16 protein-coding genes and 1 pseudogene are annotated in these 23,039 nt (G+C 46.9%); 8 read left to right on the forward strand and 9 right to left on the reverse strand.

The window, feature by feature from the left end:
- Window positions 1–294 precede the first annotated feature (294 nt).
- Window positions 295–1,419, forward strand: a complete 1,125-nt coding sequence (locus AYJ58_RS22030) for a SpvB/TcaC N-terminal domain-containing protein (protein ID WP_232790802.1) — start codon at window positions 295–297, stop codon at window positions 1,417–1,419.
- On the opposite strand, the pseudogene AYJ58_RS11950 reads toward AYJ58_RS22030, so the two are convergent.
- Window positions 1,369–1,968 (reverse strand): annotated as a pseudogene (locus AYJ58_RS11950) (IS3 family transposase); the annotation flags it as partial. The gene AYJ58_RS22030 and the pseudogene AYJ58_RS11950 sit on opposite strands and share 51 nt — an antisense overlap.
- Before the next feature lie 100 nt (window positions 1,969–2,068).
- Between AYJ58_RS11950 and AYJ58_RS11955 the strand changes: the two are divergent.
- The 5 genes from AYJ58_RS11955 (at window position 2,069) to AYJ58_RS11975 (ending at window position 8,942) form a co-directional block, all read left to right on the forward strand.
- Window positions 2,069–5,008 (forward strand): RHS repeat domain-containing protein, encoded by a 2,940-nt coding sequence (locus AYJ58_RS11955; protein WP_232790884.1) that lies wholly within the window; start codon window positions 2,069–2,071, stop codon window positions 5,006–5,008.
- A gap of 171 nt (window positions 5,009–5,179) precedes the next feature.
- Entirely contained in the window at window positions 5,180–6,742 is a 1,563-nt protein-coding gene (gene istA / locus AYJ58_RS11960; protein ID WP_106650296.1) for an IS21 family transposase, read from the forward strand.
- A gap of 26 nt (window positions 6,743–6,768) precedes the next feature.
- Complete coding sequence (istB, locus tag AYJ58_RS11965; protein WP_088586649.1) at window positions 6,769–7,524, forward strand: IS21-like element helper ATPase IstB; 756 nt, start codon at window positions 6,769–6,771, stop codon at window positions 7,522–7,524.
- A 42-nt stretch (window positions 7,525–7,566) separates the two neighbouring features.
- The gene (locus AYJ58_RS11970; RefSeq protein WP_232790885.1) at window positions 7,567–8,490 is read left to right on the forward strand and encodes a DUF4329 domain-containing protein; all 924 of its coding nucleotides are present in this window, start codon (window positions 7,567–7,569) and stop codon (window positions 8,488–8,490) included.
- 2 nt (window positions 8,491–8,492) lie between these two features.
- Entirely contained in the window at window positions 8,493–8,942 is a 450-nt protein-coding gene (locus AYJ58_RS11975) for a hypothetical protein (protein ID WP_106650298.1), read from the forward strand.
- A 1,222-nt stretch (window positions 8,943–10,164) separates the two neighbouring features.
- Here AYJ58_RS11975 and atcC read toward each other — a convergent pair.
- The 6 genes from atcC to ppk1 all read right to left on the reverse strand — a co-directional run bounded on the left by atcC (window position 10,165) and on the right by ppk1 (window position 16,836).
- Complete coding sequence (gene atcC / locus AYJ58_RS11980) at window positions 10,165–11,061, reverse strand: cold adaptation protein AtcC (RefSeq protein WP_106650299.1); 897 nt, start codon at window positions 11,059–11,061, stop codon at window positions 10,165–10,167.
- A gap of 11 nt (window positions 11,062–11,072) precedes the next feature.
- A complete protein-coding gene (gene atcB, locus AYJ58_RS11985) occupies window positions 11,073–11,831 on the reverse strand; it encodes a cold adaptation protein AtcB (RefSeq protein WP_006086363.1) in 759 nt (252 codons plus the stop codon).
- Window positions 11,831–12,358, reverse strand: a complete 528-nt coding sequence (atcA, locus tag AYJ58_RS11990) for a cold adaptation protein AtcA (RefSeq protein ID WP_106650300.1) — start codon at window positions 12,356–12,358, stop codon at window positions 11,831–11,833. The genes atcB and atcA overlap by 1 nt, the downstream gene beginning before the upstream one ends.
- A gap of 23 nt (window positions 12,359–12,381) precedes the next feature.
- Window positions 12,382–12,666, reverse strand: coding sequence for a cold adaptation protein ActJcold adaptation protein ActJ (gene atcJ, locus AYJ58_RS11995; RefSeq protein ID WP_106650301.1), 285 nt, complete (start codon window positions 12,664–12,666; stop codon window positions 12,382–12,384).
- Window positions 12,667–13,060: 394 nt separating this feature from the next.
- Window positions 13,061–14,623: an exopolyphosphatase gene (ppx, locus tag AYJ58_RS12000; protein WP_198555431.1), complete on the reverse strand. Its 1,563-nt coding sequence runs from the start codon at window positions 14,621–14,623 to the stop codon at window positions 13,061–13,063.
- Window positions 14,624–14,664: 41 nt separating this feature from the next.
- Entirely contained in the window at window positions 14,665–16,836 is a 2,172-nt protein-coding gene (ppk1, locus tag AYJ58_RS12005) for a polyphosphate kinase 1 (RefSeq protein ID WP_232790803.1), read from the reverse strand.
- A gap of 376 nt (window positions 16,837–17,212) precedes the next feature.
- On the opposite strand from ppk1, the gene yegD reads away from it, so the two are divergent.
- Window positions 17,213–18,673, forward strand: coding sequence for a molecular chaperone (gene yegD / locus AYJ58_RS12010; RefSeq protein WP_106651812.1), 1,461 nt, complete (start codon window positions 17,213–17,215; stop codon window positions 18,671–18,673).
- A gap of 81 nt (window positions 18,674–18,754) precedes the next feature.
- Window positions 18,755–19,243, forward strand: a complete 489-nt coding sequence (locus AYJ58_RS12015) for a CreA family protein (protein ID WP_106650302.1) — start codon at window positions 18,755–18,757, stop codon at window positions 19,241–19,243.
- Window positions 19,244–19,414: 171 nt separating this feature from the next.
- Here AYJ58_RS12015 and AYJ58_RS12020 read toward each other — a convergent pair whose 3' ends face one another.
- Window positions 19,415–20,614: a cystathionine beta-lyase gene (locus AYJ58_RS12020; protein ID WP_106650303.1), complete on the reverse strand. Its 1,200-nt coding sequence runs from the start codon at window positions 20,612–20,614 to the stop codon at window positions 19,415–19,417.
- 211 nt (window positions 20,615–20,825) lie between these two features.
- Window positions 20,826–22,985: a proteobacterial dedicated sortase system histidine kinase gene (gene pdsS / locus AYJ58_RS12025; protein WP_106650304.1), complete on the reverse strand. Its 2,160-nt coding sequence runs from the start codon at window positions 22,983–22,985 to the stop codon at window positions 20,826–20,828.
- Between the last annotated feature and the right edge of the window lie 54 nt (window positions 22,986–23,039).

Raw genomic sequence — 23,039 nt, forward strand, 5'->3', positions numbered from 1 at the left:
AGCCCCTCTATTCTTGTTGGTAGCCCTTCTGCGCCGACAACTCCAACGATACCAACTTCGATCTCCGCACCAGCAACCAATGCAACTGGGGCTTTTAGTGTTTCTTGGTCGAGCGTCAGTGGCGCTGCGCGTTATGAGTTACAGCAACGAGTGAATGGTGGCGCTTGGGTCGCTAAGTATTCAGGAGCAGCCACAAATTATGCGCTGTCGGGGCTCACTTCTGGCACCTATCAGTATCAAGTGCGTGCTTGCACTACAGCGTGCAGTGCTTGGAAGTTATCGAGCAATACGCAGGTGACTTTGCCCTTGCTTGGCAGTGATTGGAAAAATTTATCTCGGGTAACGGTTGCTGATGCAGGTGGCGTTGATACTGTGCCAGCAGAGACTGCTGACTTAAACACTGCAACTGTTAAGGGGCAAGCTGGCGTATCGGGTGGCCAAGCAAGTTATCACATTCCCATCTATTTGCCGCCTGGACGCAATGGTGTGCAACCTAATGTTTCACTCTCGTACAATTCTCAAGGTGGCAATGGTCTACTTGGGATGGGATGGTCTCTTAATGTTGGTTCAGAAATCAGCCGTTGTGGTGCGACATTCCTTCAAGATGGTATTAGTCGCGCAGTCACATTTAACGCCCAAACTGACAAGTTATGCCTTGACGGACAGCGTTTGGTTGCAGTTGTTGGTGCATATGGTGCTTCAAATACCGAGTATCGCACAGAAATGGACTCTTTTTTTAGGGTTATTCAACATGGTGCAATGAATGATAGTAGCAGTAGCTTTACTGTTTATAAGCCAGATGGAAGCTATGCTTTATATGGAGGGAACGCGAATAGTCGATTCATTCCAAGTGGTTTAGCTATGGTATTAAGCTGGAAAGTGATGCAGGAATCTTGGTCATCTGGCAGCAATACAATTAACTATCAATATGAAACGGCTACACCTGGTGAGCACTTAATTAAGGCTATTTACTATACTGGCTCAAGTTCTGAACTCGGGGCTAGAAGTGTAAAATTTAACTATGAAAATCGCCTTGATAAGCGTGAAAGTTATATTCAGGGCGGTAAGGTTAACTCGCTGCACCGGTTAAGTTCTATAGAGGCCGCTGCAGAACCATCTGATTGGGCGGTAAAATATTTACTGGACTATGTTAATAGCCAAAGCAGTAACCTCACATTACTAAAAACAATAGCACGTTGCGGTAAATTCAACGGTGTAAAGCAGTGTTCTACTGCTAACACATTCAAATGGCTCGACAGTAAAATAGTTTCACCACCTAGTCCACTCCAATTTGATGGCCAACAATACTTTGGAAATGTTAGTCGACTAAATGAGTTCGAGCCGATAGCAGATATCGATGTGTACTGGTCAACCCAAACTGGACACTTTTACTTGAGAATTTTCAAACTCTACCGGTGACAGATCGTCATTAGCAGAATGCAGCCGCTCCAAGTTATAATATTTCATGTAAGCCGTCACATCTTGCTTCATAAACTCCCTTGTTGGTTGATTAACTTTAAAAATCCAATCGTGTTTTAAGCTGCCAAAGAATCGCTCAACAACGGCATTATCCCAACACGCCCCCACATCACCCATGCTGGCTCGGATACCATAGCTCGATAGCAGCCTACCGAATTGCTTACTGGTATATTGCGAGCCTCGGTCACTGTGAAATACCAGCCCTCGCGCTGGTTGTCGCAGGTTGTAGGCTTTTATTAATGCCTTAGATATCAAATCCGTGGTCATGCGTTTGTCTATGTGCCATCCCACAATCCGGCGTGAATATAAATCCATCACCACTGCTAAATACATCCAGCCTTCACCCGTCTTTAAATAGGTCACGTCACCCGCCCAGACCTGATTAGCCGATACTGGATTAAAGTTCATATTTAACAGGTTATCAGCCACTGCATCTGAGTGTTTTCGCTGCGTAGTCACCTTGTAAGCGCGTCGCTGGGTTGCTTTAAGTCAGGGCGGGGGAAATGAAACCCAATATGCCTATAAAGGCGCGATGTACAACCTGCAAGGACGTGGCTTTACCGGATTTAATCAAATCTGGGAAAAGGATATGCAGCGGGATAAGACGGCGCATAGCGTCTTCAAGCAGAAGTTCCCTGAGGTGGGACTGCTAACTGAGCAAACGGTCAGCGTGGGCTCGACTATCGTTAACCAAGTGACGAACACTTGGGCGGATAACCCGCAACACTCGATTAATAAAGTATTCCACAATATTCAAACCCGCTCGCTACAGCAAAGCTGGGATTTACAGGGCATTGCTTTATCAACACAAGAAGTGCAAGTGAATGCCAGTGATGTTGATTCATCGGGCAATATTAAAAAGCAAACTCAAACGGTTACAGATTACATAAAGGGTCAGGCGAATACCTATACCAGTTTGACGGAAACCGATTATGTGGCCGATATCAATAACTGGTGGCTCAATAAATTCAATTCGATAAAGACGAGCCACAATACTGCGCTGCGCAACTGGGGAGACGACCCGGTTGGCACGACAGATAAATCGCAGTGGCAATTACAAACGGTCAATACCTGGGATAGCAATCATAAGTTACCCACTAAAGTGACTTATACTGCCAGTAATAGCAGTTGTAATCGCGTCGAGCAAACCGGCTTAAACAGCTATGGTTTACCGCTCTGGACTAAAAGCACTGGGCAAAGTAGTGCGTGTACTGCCATCACGGCGAGACAAAACAATTTTACCTACACCAAAGACGGTAAAACTCAAGCTGACGATGGTTATCTGCCCTACAAAGCCACCAATGCTAAAGGCCATATCACCACTACCGAATACGATATGGGGCTAGGACTCCCCACCAAAGTGATAGCGCCTAATAATATCGTTATCCAGACCGAGTACGACGGTATCGGTCGTCCGGTGCAGGTCAAACAGACGGGCAGTCCAACCCGCTATTTGCGCTATTTACTGGCCAATGAGGGTAACAATCCGCCCCAGGACAATGACAATATTCCCGTGGTGATGACCCGCACCAGTGGTGCCGGTATCCCTGAAACGGAGCAATATGTTGACGGTCAAGGTCGCTTACTGCGCACGGCAACTCAAGGCTTTGATGGGGGCTATCGGTATCAGGATAAGCATTATGATGCGCTTGGACGTTTAACCCGAGAATCAACGCCCTATGGTAACGGCACGGCGGCAGACTATACCGAGTTTAGTGACTTTGATGCGCTCGATAGACCTATCAGACGCACGATTCCTAATGGTCGTTCCGGCGGGCTGGAGTCGGTTTATACCTATAGTGGCTTGACAACCAATATTAATGTTGAAGGTCGCACTATGTCGCGCACCTATGGCAGTCAAGGCTGGTTATATGAAACCGTGGATGCGCAGAATGGCACCAACCGCTTTGCCTATGATAGTGCCGGTAGGCCGTTAGTTATCCGCGATGCCAATAACCGCGATATCAAGGCGACTTACAACGGTTTTGGACATAAAACGCAGGTAATAGACCCTAACCAAGGTACCACAGTCTTTGGGTATAACACCTTAGGTGAGCTTGATAAGCAAACCGATGCCAACGGTGTGGTGCAAACTTATGTGCTTGATGTGCTGGGTCGTATCACTAGCAAAACCACTACAGGCGGCAGCGCCCCGGGCACCGCTACCTTTGTGTGGGATACACTCAAACAAGGCATGTTGACCTCTGAAACTGAAAGCGGCGTCACTCGAGCTTATGCCTACACAACTGCATTGCAATTAGCACAAACCACGGTCACCGTTGATGGTGTGAGCCGCACGATGAAGCATCAGTACGATGGCTTTTATGGTCGTCCTAAGGCATTGGAATACCCTAATGGTTTGACTCTTAAATATGGCTATAACGATTACGGCTACCTTGAGCAGACCAGCAACGCTGCCTCAGGCTATTTGTATCGTCAAATCACGGCTATGGATGAGGCAGGCCATATTACCGGCGCTAGCCTAGCCAACAGAGTGATGTCTGAGTCACGGGTTTATTACAGTGAAGGCACAATGTCGAGTGTGGAAGTGGATGGGCCATTAGGCCTTATTCACGGTCATTACTATGACGGTTACGATGACTTTATGAACCTCACCAGTGAGCGTAATGGTGTCACTGGGCTAGTCAAAAGTTATCGTTATGACAGCTTGAATCGGTTGGAAGAATACCAGTTTAATAATACCAATCCGAACTTCACCGCCACGGTCAATTATGCCTATGACAAAGTAGGGAACTTCCTGAAGAAGACCGATTACAGTGCTAATGCCACTAATGCCTATCGTTATGGAGGTAATGCTGGATGCGCAGCTAACAGTAATGCAGGCCCCAATGCGGTATGCCAGCTGAATAAGCTCAATGGCTCAACAGTTAACTTTCAATATGATAAACGTGGAAACCTGCGTGTCGGTGATGGTCTCACTATGAACTACAACGCCATGGATAAACCGTTAAGCGTCTCTGGCCGTGGTGCCACCACCAGTTTTGTCTATGGCAGCGATACTATGCGCGCCAAGCAGAGCCGTACAGTCGGTAGCACAACCGCAACCACTTATTATGTCGATAAGTACTATGAAGCCGACAGTGATGGTAGCTGGCGTGCCTACTTAGACGACATTGCAGTACTCAGTTATACCTCACAGCGTGGTCATTTGCTGCAATTTACCCTCAAGGATAGGTTGGGCAGTGCCACTACCCTAGCTGACCAAAATGGCAATATCGTTAGTCAGCGCTACTTTGACCCCTTTGGCCGCACTGCATCGACAGGAGGTGGGCATCGTACTGATATAGTAAATAAAAATACGCTGCTATCAAAGTTGCAGGATTTGGATGTGACCAATAAGAACCGCCGCGGTTTTACCGACCACGAGCATTTGAATGAACAGCAGTTAATTCATATGAACGGGCGGATTTACGATTACAATCTCGGCCGATTTATGTCGGTGGACCCGCTGATGCGTATTACCATGCATGGCGATCGCCTAATAACATTCATGCCGATCATCCAATAACATTCATGCCGATCATCCAATAACATTCATGTCGATCGCTCAATAACATCGCAAACCGATCACTTTTGCTTCTTTATGGTAAACCCTGATCGACATGCATGTTATTGCGTGACTTTTTCTCCTCGCTTCGTTAAACCCGCACTTTCTGCTCATTTAATCTGAGGAAAGTGCATGTCTGCGAGGCCTATTACTGTGAGAAAACTGAAAGAAATTCTGCGCCTAAAATATCAGGCTCGCCTATCACACAGGCAGATTGCGCTTAGCCTTCATGTCTCCCCTAGCACGGTATCCTATTATGCTAACCGTGCTGCACACCTCGGGATCCATGACTGGCCACTCAGTGATATCTGGGACGATGTCACTTTGGAACGTGCCTTTCTCAACACTCAAACTGTGCATAAAAAACAGTACAAACCCCTGCCTAACTGGGCCATGTTGCATCAGGAGTTAAAACGACCGGACCAAAAAGGCATGACACTTGAGCGATTATGGCAAGAGTATGCTGAGCGTAACGGCCAAACACATTACAGCTATAACCACTTTTGTCGCTTGTATAAAGAGTGGGCTAGCGTGTTGCAACCGTCGATGCGTCAGACCCATATCGCCGGAGAAAAACTGTTTGTCGATTATTGTGGGCAAACGGTGCCCATCATTGATCCGCACACTGGGGAACTGCTTTACAAGGCTCAAATCTTTGTCGCGGTATTGGGTGCATCTAACTACACCTTCGCCGAAGCGACTCGCTCACAACAGCTCGAAGACTGGGTAATGAGCCACAAACGGGCATTTGAGTTCTTCGGCGGTGTGCCGCAATTAGTGGTACCCGATTGCCTCAAAAGTGCCGTCAGTGTGGCACGCAATACCGATCCAGACTTGAATCCGACCTATCAAATGTTAGCCGCCCATTTCGGCACAGCGATCATGCCGGCGCGTCCCCGTAAGCCCAAAGATAAATCCAAGGCTGAAGTCGGCGTACAAATCGTCACCCGCTGGATTTTGGCGGTGCTGCGCCATGAAGTGTTCCATAGCCTAGCACAGCTCAACCAGCGCATTGGTGAGTTGTTGACGCGCCTCAATCAAAAGCCCTTCCAAAAGCTCCCCGGTAGTCGTGCATCTTTGTTTACCGAGTTGGATGCGCCTGCGCTAAAGCCCTTACCCAGTTACCGTTATCAGTACACCAAAGTGCAACAGGTACTCGTGGGCAAGGATTACCATGTTGATATAGAAAAACACTATTACTCAGTCCCTTACGCCTTACAGGGTAAGCGATTAACGGTACAAATCACGGAGCATACCCTGGTGTTTTATCACCATGGCAAGGTAGTCGCCGAGCATGTACGCAGTCAGCGTAAAGGTCAACACACGAGCCTGAGCGAGCATATGCCCGCACATCACCAGGCACTGCTCGAATGGTCGCCCGAACGCTTGCACCACTGGGCTGCCTCGATAGGGCCCTATACCGCACATTGGGTGCATGAGTTTATCCGGCAAGCCGAGCATCCGGCCCAAGCGGTAAGGCCCTGCTTGGCACTGTTAGGGCAAAGCAAAACCTACGGTAAAGACCGGCTAGAAGCGGCCTGTTTACGGGGCCAGCTGACAGGGGCTAACCGCCTGCACAACATTCGCGCCATGCTTAAAAATGGCTTAGAGCAGCAGCCAATCTACACCAACAAGCACGACCCACTGCAAGCCATCAGCCACGACAACGTGCATGGTGAGAGCTACTTCCACTAACGTCAATAAATAACAAGGAGACAAAGATGCAATTACGCGTCGAAGAACAACTTAGCCAACTGCATTTAGGTGGCGTGAAGCAAGCGCTCGCACAACAACAAGAGCAAGCCATGCTTTATCAAGACATGAGTTTTGAAGAGCGGCTACAACTGCTGCTCAGTCACGAACTGCTACAAAGAGAGCAACGCAAAATCAATCGGTTAGAAAAACAAGCCTGTTTTAGGCTGATGGGGCAAATCGAGCAACTGGACTATCGTGCCAGTCGAGGGTTTACCCCCGCACAGATCCGCCAGTTGCTAGAAGGTCACTGGCTGAGGCATCAACAAAACCTACTGCTAACCGGCGCGGCAGGGTGTGGCAAAAGCTATCTGGCCTGCGCTCTGGGACGTTACTTCATCCGCCAAGGCATGGGTGTGCGCTACTATCGCTTAAAAACGTTGCTTGAGGAAATGCGACTCGCCCAAGCCGATGGCAGTTACCCTAAGTTGATAACACAACTGACTCAAGTTGCGATCTTGATTTTAGATGACTGGGGCATGGAAATGCTGGATGCGAGCGAACGCAGTAATCTACTGGAGATCATCGATACCCGTCATGGCAAGGTATCCACCTTGGTAGCGAGCCAGCTGCCAGTGGATAAATGGTACGCCATGATAGGTGAAGCAACTTTTGCCGAAGCCATCTTAGACAGGCTGATCCATCGTGCTGTGAGAGTGACGTTAACGGGTGAATCGATGCGAAAACAGGGCACAAACTTGACGCATGCCGATCAAGCAGAGTAAAACAAAGATGTTGTAAATGCGGGAAGAAAAATCGTGATCGGCATGATGTTATTGACTGATCGAAATGATGTTATTAGCCAGCTGATACAGAGTCCGACCTCGACCCAGAGCGTCAACCCGTACTCCTATATTATGAACAATCCGTTGGCGGGCACAGATCCGACGGGATATGCGGCATCTTGCTATGAAAGAGGCTTATTATGTTCGCCTGATGAAGTTGGGCCTGGAGAGAGTGCTAATTGGACGAAATCGTGTATACCAGGTAGTTGTGGTCCCAAAAATAAAGACCGCTCAAATGGCTCGTCTACACAAGACTCAAGCTCAAAGAAAACTGAGCAAGATGTGTCGAAAGTGGGGAGTATGGAGCAGAATACAGATAAGATTGATGGTGATAGCACTCAAAAAGGGAAGCTTCATTCGCTGAAGGATTTTTATGAGAAATATCCTAAGCATTTATCCAAAGGTGAAATACAAAAAATCAGAGGTGCGGTTGAAAGCGCATGGTTTGAAAATAAGTTAGATGGTTCATTTAAGAGTGAATCTTTGGCTGCAAAAGCATTTGCGGATGCAATAAATCCGATTTCAATTGAATATGGAATTGAGATCGGGGCTAACATAGGTTACGAGGCTCTTTCCAATTCATATTATTTATCTGATGCAGTAACGTCATATTTGGCTGACGGCATCGATTACAAGGATTATGCATTTGCTAGCGTTGTCGGAAACAGGACAGCTTATGTACATACGCATGGCTCCCCTGGAGGGGGATATGATGATGAGCATTTTTCTGGGCATGTACAAAACTTTGAGGGTTGGAATGGTGGAGATATAGGTTTTTCTCAGAAATTTCAGATAAATGGTTACATGGCATCACCTTCAGATCGTTTATATAAGTTTGATTATAATGGGTTTAAACAAGCGAAAAGCATTCCATCGAGAGAGTTTATTACTGAGGTAGGGAGATAGTTATGAGATTTATAAGATTAGTATTAATTTCTGTGTTCTATCTATTATCTGTAAAAGTAAATGCAGGAAATATTATTTTAGATGCCAACGAACGTTGTTTCGATGGTCTTTGTACTGTGTCAATCATTCACTTGATGGCTAATGCTGATAAATATGAAAGAAAGAAGGTATGGGTCACAGGTATTGCTGATTTTAGCGATCCTAAAAAAGGTGCAATATATTTTGACGAGGGGTCATATAAACACAAGATTTATGAGCATTCCGTTTCTGTTGAATTAGACACTCCTAAAATGGCGGCATTGCTGAAGAAAGAACCTGACTTTTTTCAAGGCAAATATGTCTATGTTGAGGGAGTGTATCTGGCTAATTTAGGTCAGCACAATGGCGATAATGGTGGTATTTTTGACGTGGAATCAATTTCAATCATTGGCTTGAAAGGAAGCGAGAGGTAACTATTACAGGCGTGGGTAGCCATACCACTTTATAGCTACTGGCCCCATTTTCATGGGGCTTTTTCTTGCTTGCAACTGGGCAATTTGTCCAGCGGTCTGGGCAGTCGTAACCAGTAGAAGTGTGCAGTCTCTAACAGCCGAGTGTGCAATTCGGTGCAGCGCCACTAAATGGCGGCACTGGCGCAATTGAGCGTTTCTGCTGTCTATGATTGATCACTTCTACTGTTTTGTGCTGCTCAGTCTGCTATGAATTTTGACCAAATGAGTTTTTGGAGATCATTCGCTTAAGTTCATGCAAAGAAAATGTATGGCTTGTTTATCGGTTTTAATACTAACGTTCAATAATTGCCTTACAAATATTAATCCGAAACCAACGGCTTAGAGTAAAAAATCTAACAAGGTTTTGTCCAAAAGCTTGCTGGGTATTTCCTTCATACAGACTGGTTACACTATTGCTCAAAAGGTGAGCCATGGTGATTAGCGAGACGACCGTCCGCCCCATGGACGGGGCGGTCGAGCATCCAAGGATGGACTGGCTGCGAGTCGACGAGCAAATACTATGGCAAGCCTGTGTGAGTGGATATTCGTAAATGCTAAAGTGCTAACAACTGAAATTACTGATCCCAAAACACTACTTTTCACACATTTCTGTCCCAAAGTATGTTGCGTATGTCTTTTAAATCTAAAGATTACGCGAATGCACGAAAGGTGAGCCATCGTGATTTGCGAGACGACCGTCCGTCCCATGGCCGCTTTTTGGCATCCATGCCATCGCGGCATTTGTGAATCCTTTCACATCAGACGGGGCGGTCGAGCATCCAAAGGAATGACTTGAACAACATCCTTGTTTAACTGCCAGTTCGCCGTCCATGGCTCTCGTTTATAAGCTCAGAACCCCTAGGTTTCTATTCACAGTGTCGATGAGTGAATGACATGGCAAGCCTGTGCGAGTGGATATCAGCAAACGCTAAACTGCTAACAACTGAAATTATTGCTCCCCAAACACTACTTTCCAACACCTATCTGTTCCCAAAGCGTTATCAAGCTTTACGTTAAAACCACTCAAAACTGAGACCGAAATACTGATTGTTGGGATTGGACATAGAGAAACAAGACAATAAAAAAGTGCTTTATTTTTCAATAAAGCACTCATTTTAAGCGGCTCAAGCACTCGTTAACCTACTGAACACAGTACTGATTAAAGTCCCGATCAAAGTCCCGATCAAAGTACTATGTAGAGTGGCCAGCCGAGGAGGCCGACGAGACCTTCTTTATGTTCGAATCTTTCTAAGCGTTCGGGTGAAGCGTCGCTGAGTAAGAGTTCGCGGTAGCTTTTCGCAAAGTGCAGGGTACGCAGTAGGGCGGGGGCAAAGTTTTTACCGAGATCTTTACTGATGGTTTCAGCGAGTTCTGCGGGTAATTCTGCTAACGCTTTCTGGGTTTCCAATTCGATATGCTCACGGGTAAACCATTCCTCTTTTAAGGTGATTTTGCCGATACGCTTTTTCAAATCCTGTCTGACTTTGGCGCCATCAAACAACAATCGATACAGTACAGCTTCGGCTAATACACTCTCTAGATTGAGAAAATCTAGCGGATCATAGCTCGATTGCGCGTAAAACTGTGCCAATAGGGCCGCAATTGACTGTTGGCGTTGATGTTCAAGCAGGGCATCTTGATAGGCTTCATAGCCTAACCATTCTTCTGCATCGGGCGGGCTAGACACTTGTTCTAGCAAGAATTTGTCGACATCGCCGTACAGTGACTTGCCGTTGACGAGTTTATGCTTGCTGACAGTGCTGAGCATGCTCCAGCCTTTTTGAAAGCATTTCACTACGCCATCGGCGGTGATCAACAGGCGTATCGCCTGCTGCGGATTCTGGTTTGATAACTCCATCAAACCAAGACTCACCACACCAATGACATCGTGCGCCGCTTGTTCGAGCAGGTGCATTTTGTACTTGTTGTAAAACTTATCGGCCAGTTTGAGGCTCATCAAAATGGCTTTGGATTTGATTTGTGACAGCTGTTCACCGCTCAGCGTTTCGTCTGCTTGGCCTTGGATCAATACCTTGCTCAGGTAGGGTCCTTGATCTACATCACGCAGTACCAGTTGCATCAAATAATTCCTTAATCCAAAAAGCTAAACATATCATCGACTTCAGCGTATTCATCCGTCACTTGGTTTTTCTCTTTGGCTTGAATAACCAGCTCATTGACAAACTTGCTGATGATCATTTCCCAACCTGAGCTTTCGTTACGCAACAGACTCTTAATGGCTTTTTCAACATCGGGCGCGAGCTCGTGGATCAAGGCCATTAGGCTGCGTGGGTCGTCTATGCTGAGGCTGTGTGCATCTTCACTGGCAACGCGGCTGTCGTAGCCGATGGTTTCAGTGTCCTCTTCGTCATCGTAGAGATCTGTGTAGCCGTCTTCATCTTCATGCTTTTCGCCTAACATCATTTCGATGAAAGGGATCGACAGATAGAAGAGGCCCGCTGGATCTTCGGCGATACATTCTAGAATTGCAGTTTGCTTTTCTTCGCTATCTTGGATGCGAATTAAATAGGTCAAAAAATCAAAGGTATGCTGAATCAGTTCTTCGGCATTGTTTTTGATTTTTTCTTCCCAGTACAAAGGTTGCTGACAAACGATGTCGCGAATTTGTTCTGGGGTCATGAGTTCAGACATGATCGAAGGGCAAGAGATATCATGGTGACTGTTGATTTGGGTCAGCGTGACGATATCCATGTGTTCGATGACTTCGACTAATTGCTCGTCGCTCATGGTATTTGCAATGATTTCAAAGCGTTTGCTCGCTTGTTTTGGCTCTACGTCCGCCAACTCTTTAATTTCGGCGACGGTAATCTCAATGAGACTAGTGTTCATTAGCGGTCCTCATCATCGTATTGATCGTAGTAGCCATCTTCCTCTTCGCCTTCATCATCGTCGTCGTTATCTGAGGTGCCAACATAATCGTTGTCATCATCTTCATCGTCGTGATGTTTTGCTGCTGGCGTTGCTTTACCTTGATTTTCAAGTAAATACAGTACGGCGCAGCTTTCAATCAGTAAGGTTTCCGAGTAACCACGCACGGCTAACACTAAAGGTAAATCGGCATTGTTAAAGCCAATGGTGACTTTAAACTCATCCCACTCGGGTTGAGTTGCCGTGTTTATCCAATGCGCCCACTTGAGTTTGGCTTCGGCGGGAAACTTAATTCGACCGTAAAGCGCGACAGGCAGGTACTCAGGCACAGTATCGAGCATCTTAGGATCGGCTTCTAACACCTTTTTGATTTGGCTAGTAAATTGCTCTAGCGCTTTAGGTGTATCGGGATCGTCGTAGGACTTGATATTGTCGTAGGCATTATTTTTTAGCTCATTAATGCGTGAGATATTCAGTTTTTTGACCATTTGGCACTTACTCTAGAAAACGCTCAAGGATAAAATTGATCCCACAGCTCGCGCATGGCGTTAGCGGGATCGGTCACTATGACGTTATTGAAATCTTTGATAAACGCATTTCGTCGCTTAGGATCTGACAACACATCATAAGCATTTTTAACGCGTTCAAGTTGTACGGCGGCTTGCTGCTTTTCCTCTTCCGAGGCGCCTAACAACTTGTCGGGATGATATTTGTTTGACAGCCGTCGATAGGCTTTTTTAATGTCGTCTTCTTTGGCACTGGGTTTTATACCGAGCACACTAAAGTGGTTAATCATACTTGTACCTGCAGGCGATGGGGCTGATATCGCGAGATAAAAAGGGTTTGACTCTGATTATCTTTAAATTCGTGGAATTATGATTAGTCAGCCGTGGATGATAGCAGAAATCCCCACTCAGCGGCAAACGCGCGAGCAGGAATTTGTGCTTTAGTGAAGGGTTAAAAATCCTTTAAACTTTAATCTGTTGTGGCGCATGGATTAAGTCTACCGCTATGCTGTTGAAATCCCGTCACCAAGCCAGATTGACAGCTAACTTAACCTTGTTTTTAGGCGAGATAATGGCTCTCGATTCAGGGCAATATTTTAGCGCAGAATCCTACGTTAAACGCATTCACACAGAGCTAACCCACACTCGGCTCGGCCATGTTAGGCTGAGCTAACGCCGTAACCGCTAAGTCAGACTAGACACTAAACGCAGGTTCATTCCAAGGGTGAGCATTTGTTTTTGTTCTCGCTGTAAATCTTTCATAAACAAGCTGATTTTCCGCTTATGGCTTGGTAGTACTAGCATGAGTCCATCGGGGATCACTTTAATATGATCTAAAGTCAGCGTCTTAGCGATACGGCCAAGGTTGAGCAAGACCGCAAGTCTCAGCAGGCAGAGTAGGCGATTGAGCGTGAGCTTATGGTTGGGATCGAGCTCAGCGAGCATTAATTCGTTAGGCTTTTTTCTGTGGTTGGTGATAAGTCGCGCTAAATCCAGCTGCAAGGCTTCACTAAACCCGGGTAAGTCACTGTTACTGATAATGTAACCGCCGTGTTTGTGCAGGGATTTTGAATTAATGTGTAATCCGATTTCATGTAAAGTCGCGCCATAGGCAAGCAAGCGCGCATGGGGCCTTAATTGCCATTCATCGGCGACCTGTTCAAACAAGGCCATAGCAGTGTCGCGTACCTTAGCCGCGTGGGCCATATCGATATGATAAAGCTGGGCAATACTGTCGACGGTGCGATGGCGAATATCCTGATATTGACCAATCTTTGCCAGTTCATAGAGTACGCCTTCACGCAGTGCGCCAGGGCTAAACTCAAGTTTTTGAATCGGTAAGCGCCTAAAAAAGCTGATTAAAATGGCAAGTCCGGCGGGCACTAAAGGAATGCGTTTATCATCGACGTTGGCAAATTGAATTTGGCTAATATGGCCACATTTGATCAACTTGATTTTGAGCTGTTTGAGTCGTGGCAGCGTGATGGTTTCATCACCGTGTTCTTCTTGAATCGCTTCGCAGATGGCTTTCACTGTGCCTGAGCTGCCTAACGTCAGCTCCCAGCCGCCCGCGAAATATTCCTTGGAGAGTGAGGCGAACTGTTTATCGGCAGCGCTTTGGGCATCACGAAATGAGGCTGGGGTGATGAGTCCATCGATAAAGAAACGCTCGTTAAAACTCACGCAACCGCAGCGCAGACTCGATAACTGGGTTGGGGTATTCTTTTTACCGATCACGACTTCGGTCGAGCCACCACCAATGTCGATGACTAAATTGGATTTTCCAAGCACTTGGCTTTGAGCAATGCCGTTATAAATCAAACGCGCTTCTTCATGGCCTGAAATCACTTCCACCGGATAGGGCATGATGGTGAGCGCGGCCTCGATAAATTGATCGCGGTTTTTGGCGATTCTGAGGGTGTGGGTGGCGACTAATCTTACTTGCGCTTGGTCAAGATTGGAGAATCTTTGGTTAAAATCCCGCAGACAATTGAGGCCACGTTCTATGGCGTCATTATCGAGAATATTTTGCGCATTGAGTCCAGTGGCGAGCTGAACCTGTTGTTTTTCTTTGTGTAAAATCTGCAAGCTGCCATCTTGCTCGCGGGCGATGACCAGATGAAAACTGTTCGATCCCATATCGATGGCGACAAAATGGCGCGATTTAGCATTTGCTGGCGCATTGGTTTGTGGCGCCTGAGACTTTAGTAATGTGTGTTGCTGTGTGTGCGAATGTGTGGCTACCAATCGGATTATCCTTAGGCAATCAAAGCGATATAAAGCCAGCGTTAGCTGGCTTTGGCCTGTAACTCGGGCGTTATGTCTGGCTCAGCGTTGCTTTCTCGCTCAGCATCACCCCCTTGGGTGGACATACGTAAGGCATTAAATTCTTGCAGCTGGCGCTTTTCATAATTAATCAGATATTGATAAATGGCAATTTGAGAACGCACTTTTCGTTTGTTACCCCGATTTCGATAGGGGTTACTTTGTTCTTTGTTGATGACCCGCGCTTTAGTGTTGTCATTGAATTGTAAGGATAAAATATCCATTATCATCTGTTTTAGGCGCAGATCATAAATCGGCACACTCACTTCAACGCGATTATCTATGTTGCGGCTCATCCAGTCGGCGGAGCAGATAAAGAGTTTGTTCTCGCCGCCCGCGTGGAACAGCATCACCCGTGAGTGTTCGAGAAATCGGTCGACGATACTGTAGACTTCGATGTTGTCGCTGATCCCGGGTATTTGCGGAATAAGTGAGCACATACCGCGAATGAGTAACTTAATTTTGACCCCAGCCGCCGAGGCCTCATAGAGTTTTTGGACCAAGGATTCATCGAGTAAGTTATTTAATTTTAAGGTAATCGCCGCCTTCATATGGCTCTGGGCATTAACGATTTCATTATCAATTAAGTGACTCAGTTTTTGTCTGGCATCGTAGGGCGACACGATTAAATGCTGGAAGTTATCGCGGCGATACGGATGTTCAATCAGGTCAAACACTTGCTCCACTTCACGGGCAATCTCTTGATTGGCGGTGAACAGCGACAAGTCGGTGTAAACCCGCGCCGTGCCTTCGTTAAAGTTGCCTGAGCCGACATGACAATAGAGTTTGATTTCCCCTTGTTCTTCGCGGCCAATTAAACACAGCTTGGAATGCACTTTTAAACTGGTGATACCGTGGTGAACTTTGACGCCCGCTTCGGCCAAGATGCGGGTCCATTCGATGTTGGATTGCTCATCGAATCTGGCTCGCAGTTCAATGACGGCGGTGACTTGTTTGCCATTTTTCACAGCATCGATAAGCGATTGCATCACATGGGATTTTTTCGCCACTCGGTATAAGTTAATTCGAATAAAGCGCACCGCCGGATCGTAGGCCGCTTGGCGCACCATTTCAGTAAAGTGGGAAAACTTATGGTACGGATAGTTGAGTATGATATCGCCCATCCGAATCGCATCGAAACTGTTGGCGCTGCGGCCAAAACCCGCACTATTAAGCGCTGGCAGTTTTTCGTTTTCGAGGTAGTCGCGGCTCGGGTTCGGGAAGGCGATAAAGTCTTTAAAGCTGTGGTAGCGCCCGCCTGGGATCAAGCATTCGGTCGAGCTGATGTTCAGATTTTCTTTGAGCATCACCAACATGTGCTCAGGCATTTCTTTGTCATACACTAAGCGCACTGGCTCGGCGGTCAGACGTTTTTTCAATCCCTTGGTCATTTTCTCAAGCTGGGTTTGTTCAAGCTCGTCAGTGATATCAAAATCGGCATCGCGGGTTAGTTTCATCGAATACACTTCGATGGCGTCGTACTCAAAGAAAGGGCCAAAGAGTTCATCCACGCAGTGGCGAATAATGTTATCTAATAAAATCAGATACTTTTTCGCTTTACTCTTTTCAGCTGGGAGTTCGATAAATCGCGGTACGTTTTTAGTCGGTACTTCGACTAAGGCGTATTGGCGACGCGCTTTAGTGAATAAACACACACACAAATAGGTGGCGTCGTCGTTGATTTGTTTGATCAAATCGCGATTGTTATTGACGATAAGCGGGGCAATATGGCGTTTGAAATGGTCACGAAAATGTTTTTTCAGCCAGTCGCTGTGGAACTCGCTTAATTGTTTCTCATTGATTAACAAAATATTACGACGCACTAGCTCGCGCATTAAATCCGTGTATATGCCATCGAATCTTTCTTGCAATGCCATCACTTTCGATTGGATTTTTGCCATTAAATGGCGACTGTTGCTGTGACCTTCCTGCAGGGATGACAGCAGAATCGAGCGCCTGACCGCAGCCACACGCACTCTAAAAAACTCATCCATGTTATTGGAAAATATCCCTAAAAATCGCACTCGCTCCACTAAGGGAACATTGTGATCGCAGGCTTCTTGCAATACCCGCTCATTAAATGACAACCAAGAGAGTTCTTTATCAATCGAAAGTTTATCGGTATTCGGGGACACTGCACAGCTCCTTTAAGCAAGCGTCATGGCGCAATATACAATAGCATTCATCCGCCTTTGTGCAATCAGATTTACTGCCGACAAGTGAAGGAATTTCAATGATAAATACTGCGCGCACGCCAAAATCAGTCTGGGATTTATCTTGGATAAAGATACGAGGGAAATATGTCAGCTTGATGACGAGTGTGACAGAAATATGACCTTATGATGATCATCTTGGATTGAGCTTAAACTCTGTTCGCGTCACTGCGATTTAAGCCTTGAGAAACTGTGCAAGCGTGGCTTCCTTGAGGATAAATCCGTCAGTGTTAACTCCTTGGGCATTATCGCAAACTATGTTATCTTGCTCGGCTTTTTTATCGCGGGAGTAAAAGGTATGTTTGTTGGATTTGATTATGGTAGTGCTAACTGCGCTGTAGGGATCATGCAGGGTGATGATGTGCAGTTATTGGCGTTATCAGAGCAATCAGCTTATTTACCTTCGACCTTATATGCGATGGACAGGGAACTGATCGCTGAGGCGGTTTATCGTGGTCTTCCTATTGAATTAAAAGCCGATTATGCCCAAAAACGTGCAGCGCAATTGAGCCGTGCCCGCATGGTGCGCCATGAGTTAGATCTCGACGCTGACGTTCAGGCTGTGTTTGTCGGTGAGCAGGCGGTGAGCGCGTATTTAGATATGCCGGAGGAGGGATTCTATGTCCGTTCGCCAAAATCATTTTTAGGTGCAACGGGACTTAGACCCGAGCAAGTGGCCTTGTTTGAAGACATAGTTACCCTGATGATGCAGCACATTAAAGTGCGCGCCGAATCTGTATTAGTGGAAAAGCAGCTTCCCAAACAAGGCGCTGCGGCAACGATCACCCATGCGATTATTGGTCGCCCGGTGAACTTTCAAGGCATAGGCGGTGAAGAGAGTAACCGTCAGGCCGAAGCCATTTTGACCCTAGCGGCAAAACGCGCGGGTTTCGTCGACGTTGATTTTCTGTTTGAGCCGTTAGCGGCGGGGATGGATTATGAAGCGACCTTAACCGACAACAAAACCGTGCTGGTTGTCGACGTGGGTGGCGGTACAACGGACTGCTCAGTAGTCAAAATGGGTCCAGCCCATAAACAAAAAGCGGATCGCAGTGAAGATTTCCTCGGCCATAGTGGTCAGCGGATCGGTGGTAATGATCTTGATATCGCCCTTGCAATGAATGCCTTTATGCCGCACTTTGGTTTAGGCTCTTTAATGACCAATGGCAAGCCCATGCCCAGTAAAGCCTTTTGGAATGCGGTGGCGGTAAATGATATTAGCGCCCAGCGAGAATTCAGTACCTTAAGCAGCCGTAAACTGATTGATGAATTGGTGAAAGAAGCCGAGCAGCCACAGTTACTCAACCGACTGTTAAAAGTGCAACAACAGCAATTAAGTTATCAGCTCGTTCGCCAAGCCGAACGCGCCAAAATTGCCCTGTCAGATACCGATAATACTGATGTTAATCTGGATTTTATCGAAGCGGCGCTGCACGCAGGTGTGAGTCGTAATGTGTTTGAGAATGCCATTGAGCCTTCACTGACAAAAGTAGAAGCCCTGATGCACCAAGCGCTTGCGCAAGCGGCAAAAACCTTAGCGGCTGACGGCTCTTTGGCTCATGAGAATACCTCTGCCGACAATGCCGCAGAATGCAAACCCGATGTGATTTATGTGACAGGTGGTACGGCGCGAAGCCCTGCGATCTACGCGAAAATCGCGGGTATTTATCCCGATATTCCAGTCGTGGTCGGCGATCACTTTGGCTCTGTGACAGCAGGATTAACCCGCTGGGCACAAAAGCTATTTGCTACGAATTAATATATAAGCGCTAACATATAAGCACTCATATAAGTACTCATATAAGTACTCATATAAGCACTAATGTAAAAGGATGTAGGAATGAAAACTCTGTTTAAGTGTGCATTTGCGGCCACTGTGGGCTTTTTGCTCGCGGGTTGTGGTGACGATGTAGGTAAGGTGAGCTTAGGGCTTTTTACCACTAAGGATGTGATTATTGATGCTAAGCACGATCCTAAAATTCCTGGGGTGACTTGCCATATTAGCCGTATCGAAGCCAATTTAGATTTTGCCGATCCATCAGATATGGGCATAAGTTGCCGTCAAACTGGGCCAATTACTGCAGCCGATCTGGCGAAGATAGACATGGGTAAACATGGCGAAGTGATTTTTACCGAATCCCTGAGTATTTTATTTAAGTCATTAAAAGTGCGTCGGATTTACGATGCGCAGAACCAGACTCTGCTGTATTTGTCCTATTCGACTAAAGAGACCAATGGCAGCCATAAACATGCACTCTCAACAGTGCCGCTTTATGGATCTGCGGCTTGGGTCGATCCTGCATTGAGTGCTGGAACGAAAGCGAATTAATCGCCGAAGAGTTTATAGCTTTGCAGTAAGTGTAAAAAATAAAAAGGGGCGGAATTGTTTATTCCGTCCCTTTTGTTTTTAAATGCCGCCAGCATTTAACCGCTAATGACATCACTCAATTACTATTCGCCATCTAACGGGTTAGCTTAAATCTTATCAAGATAGGTATCTTTATTTAGCTTTGGCCGCCAATACTGCGTTAAATCGGTCAAACCCAGCACTGAGATCGGCGATTAAATCTGCGGGATCTTCTAAACCAATATGCAAGCGAATTAACGGTTTACTCGCATCCCACTTGGTCGCTGAGCGGATTTTATCAATGCCGAAAATGCCGAGGATCAAACTCTCGTAGCCGCCCCAAGAAAACCCCATCTTAAAGTGACTCATATTCTCAACCAGTGCGGTGACCGCATCGGCATCGCCTTGTTTCAATACAAAGGAGAACAAGCCGTTGGAGGCGCTAAAGTCGCGTTTAAAGAATTCGTGGCCGGGGCAGCTATCAAACGCGGGGTGACGCAGATGATCGACTTCTGCTCGGGTTTTCAACCAGTTGGCCACTTGTAGGGCATTTTTTTCATGCTGCGCCATACGCACGCCTAAGGTACGTAGACCACGTGCGGCAAGGTACACATCATCAGGGGAGGTGGTTTGTCCCATTAAATAGCTGTGCTCACGCAATTGTGGCCAGTATTTTTCGTTGGCCGTAGCCGTCCCTATCATCACATCCGAGTGACCGACTATGTATTTGGTTGCCGCTTGAATTGAGATATCTACACCCATTTCAAAGGGCTTGCTGTTGATTGGGGATGCCCAAGTGTTGTCCAGCATGGTGATCAACCCATGTTCGTGGGCGATGCGGCACAAGGTCGGTACATCTTGCACCTCCATAGTGATGGAGCCAGGTGACTCTAAAAACAGTACCTTAGTATTGGGGCGAATGAGGTCGCGAATGCCTGCGCCAATCAGCGGATCGTAATAAGTGGTTTCGATACCAAAACCGCCGAGAATATGGGTGCACAGATCCCGCGTTGGCTCATACACGCTATCGACCATCAACAGGTGATCGCCTGTTTTTAAAAATGACAGTAGCGCCGCACTGATCGCTGCCGCGCCAGAGGGATACAGCGCTGTACCGACGCCGCCTTCTAATTCGGCAATCGCGGCCTGAAAGGCAAAATGGGTTGGGGTGCCACGGCGGCCATAAAACATCTCGCCATTGGTTTTATTCTTCGCGGCGTGGCGCATTTCATCCATGGTTTCGAAGACGATAGTCGAAGCGCGAAAGACGGGCGGATTGATCACGCCTTTGGTCCATTTTTTGTCTCGACCTAAGCTGACGATTTGGGTGGCTTGATGATGTTTATCTGTCATTGGATCATTACCTTGGCATTTAGGTTGAACGAAGAGGTTGAACAATGTTCGAGAAGAACCATTGGAGATATCTAATCTATTGTTATGGCGGTCATCTTAGCATCTGCGCGCCGAAATAACAGACGGCGCTATGATGAGTTTGACTCATGTTATTGGCGCCTGTCTGTTCGGTCGTTAGATTTTGATGCTGAGCTTAACGGCAACATGGCTCTTAATTTAAAGGCAAGGTTACTAGGATATCGACGCCAATATGCTCGCTGCGATTGCGGGCGAGGATTTGTCCTTGGTGAAACTCGGCGACCAATCGTGCGATATACAGACCTAAGCCTAGGTGGGGTTTGTCTTGGACTTGATTTATCCGTACCGACACCATGGAATCGAAAATCTGCTCTGACATATCAACAGGTAATTCTGGTCCTAAGTTACTGATAAGCAACGTCGCTTGCTTACCCACTTGGGTGAGCGTGACTTCGATAGCACTGTCTTTATCACAAAACTCAATGGCGTTGGCGATAAGCTTGTCCATCAACTGAGCGATATATTCCGGTACACCTTGCATCATCAGTGGCTGCTCGGGCACTTTTACGCTAAAGCCTTGTTCTGGATAGGTAATTTGATAACCTTGCATACAGCCACTGACCACTTGGGAGAGTGGGAACTTAGTGATGTCGGCCTGGGTTAAACTCTGCTCTAAGCGCGTTGCCTCGCTCATGTTATTTAAAATCATGCTTAAGCGGCTGACACCTTCTTGGGCGCGGTCGACATATTTCTGTGTGTCTTTATCTAAGGTTTGCAGGTTTAAATGTTCAAGGGATGAACGTACAACCGCCACGGGCGTGCGCAGCTCATGGGACAGGCGCGACGACATGTTTTCCAAATAGTGAGTGTATTGTCCAAGCCGGCCCACAATGCTGGAAAAACTGCGGGACAGATCGCCAATTTCATCCCGTGCTTTAGACGGTTTGAGGTGATTACGAACGCGGCCTTGGCTGTCGATGGCATTTTCAGCTTCATCGCGCAATTTACGAATACGGTTAGAAATGCTCGAAGCGAAAAAGAACAATGCCAAAGTGCCCATGCTCATTATGGTCAAAATCACGTTAAAGAGTTTTTCCAGCGCGCGGTTACGCAGAGTGCGAATACCATGGGTGGTTTCTTCGGCGACGACGGCACCCATCACATTGTTATCAATCCAAATAGGGCTGGCGGCGGCAAGTACCACGGCTTTGTTGTCTGGGGTTAACCGCCAAGTCGAGCTTTGCTGACCCGCGAGGGCTTTTTGGATATGACTGCCATCAAGTTCAGTAGAGTCTTGCAAGGAGTCGATAAAGTCTTTGGGCGGCTTAGTGAGAATTTTATAATACAGCGGATGCAAGTAATCACGCTTGAAGGTTTCCCACAGCGTGGTGCTCTTTTCATCTTCTAAGGTGCGGGTCCACACGCTGTCGTTGGCACGAATATCTCCCGATTTTGCCAGTACGCGGCCGTGTTTATCGACCACCCAGATGCGTGAGCTATAGTGGCTCATGCCTTTGATAATGCTTTCAATTTCAGGCGATGGTACCAACACAGTGCCGAGATTATCGACCGTATCTAAGGCCGAGGTACCGACAACGGCTGCCACATCGCGATTTTTGCTGTCGTTAACATCGGAAATAGCAAAACCGAGTTTGCTGCCGACCATGTCTAAGGGAATACGCAGCTCGACATTGTAGCCCACATCTGTGGTTGCCCATTGTCCTTGAATGCGCACTTCAGGTTTGACTGGCACGGTTTGTTTAGGATTGGCGGGTAATTCGAAGGCGCTGATCCAGCCTGGTTGCGTGGTGGCAATGATATAGCGCTTAAATTTATTGTCGGGTGCGAGTGTTGCAATTGAAAGATGATCGTTTCTATCGACACTTAAGGCATTTCTACCGCGCAGCACCACAGTTGGGTCAATCACTCGAAAGAAGGCGTAAAGATAACCATCGTACTGACCGACCATGTGGGTAAAGCTTAGGGTTAGCGGCGCGTTGGGATCGGCGCGCATGATCAGGTGCGCCTCGTCGTACTGAAGAAATCTGTGTTGATATTCTTCCCATTCATTGAGTTTGCCGTCGAGTAGAATTGCCCCATTGAGCTGGTAGGCGTACAAATCGCGACTCTTCTCCACTTGTTTTAAAAAGCTCGCTTGTCCATCGAACAACTTCGGCCGTTCGTGCAATGCGGTGGCCAGTGCCTGGGTGGTGCCTTCTAGGGTACGTTCTTGACCGTGGCGAAGATACTTTTCCATCTCCCACACATATTGATACCCCAGCCAAGGTAGGCAGAGCAAAAATAGACTAAGGCCGATGACTTTAGTGCGTAGACCAAAGGGGAAACGTGTCATAAGTTAAGGGTCAGCATCAATGGGGTTAAAAGTGTAATCATTCAAGGTTGTTTG

The sequence above is a fragment of the Shewanella sp. Pdp11 genome, assembly GCF_002838165.1.
Taxonomy (GTDB): domain Bacteria; phylum Pseudomonadota; class Gammaproteobacteria; order Enterobacterales; family Shewanellaceae; genus Shewanella; species Shewanella hafniensis.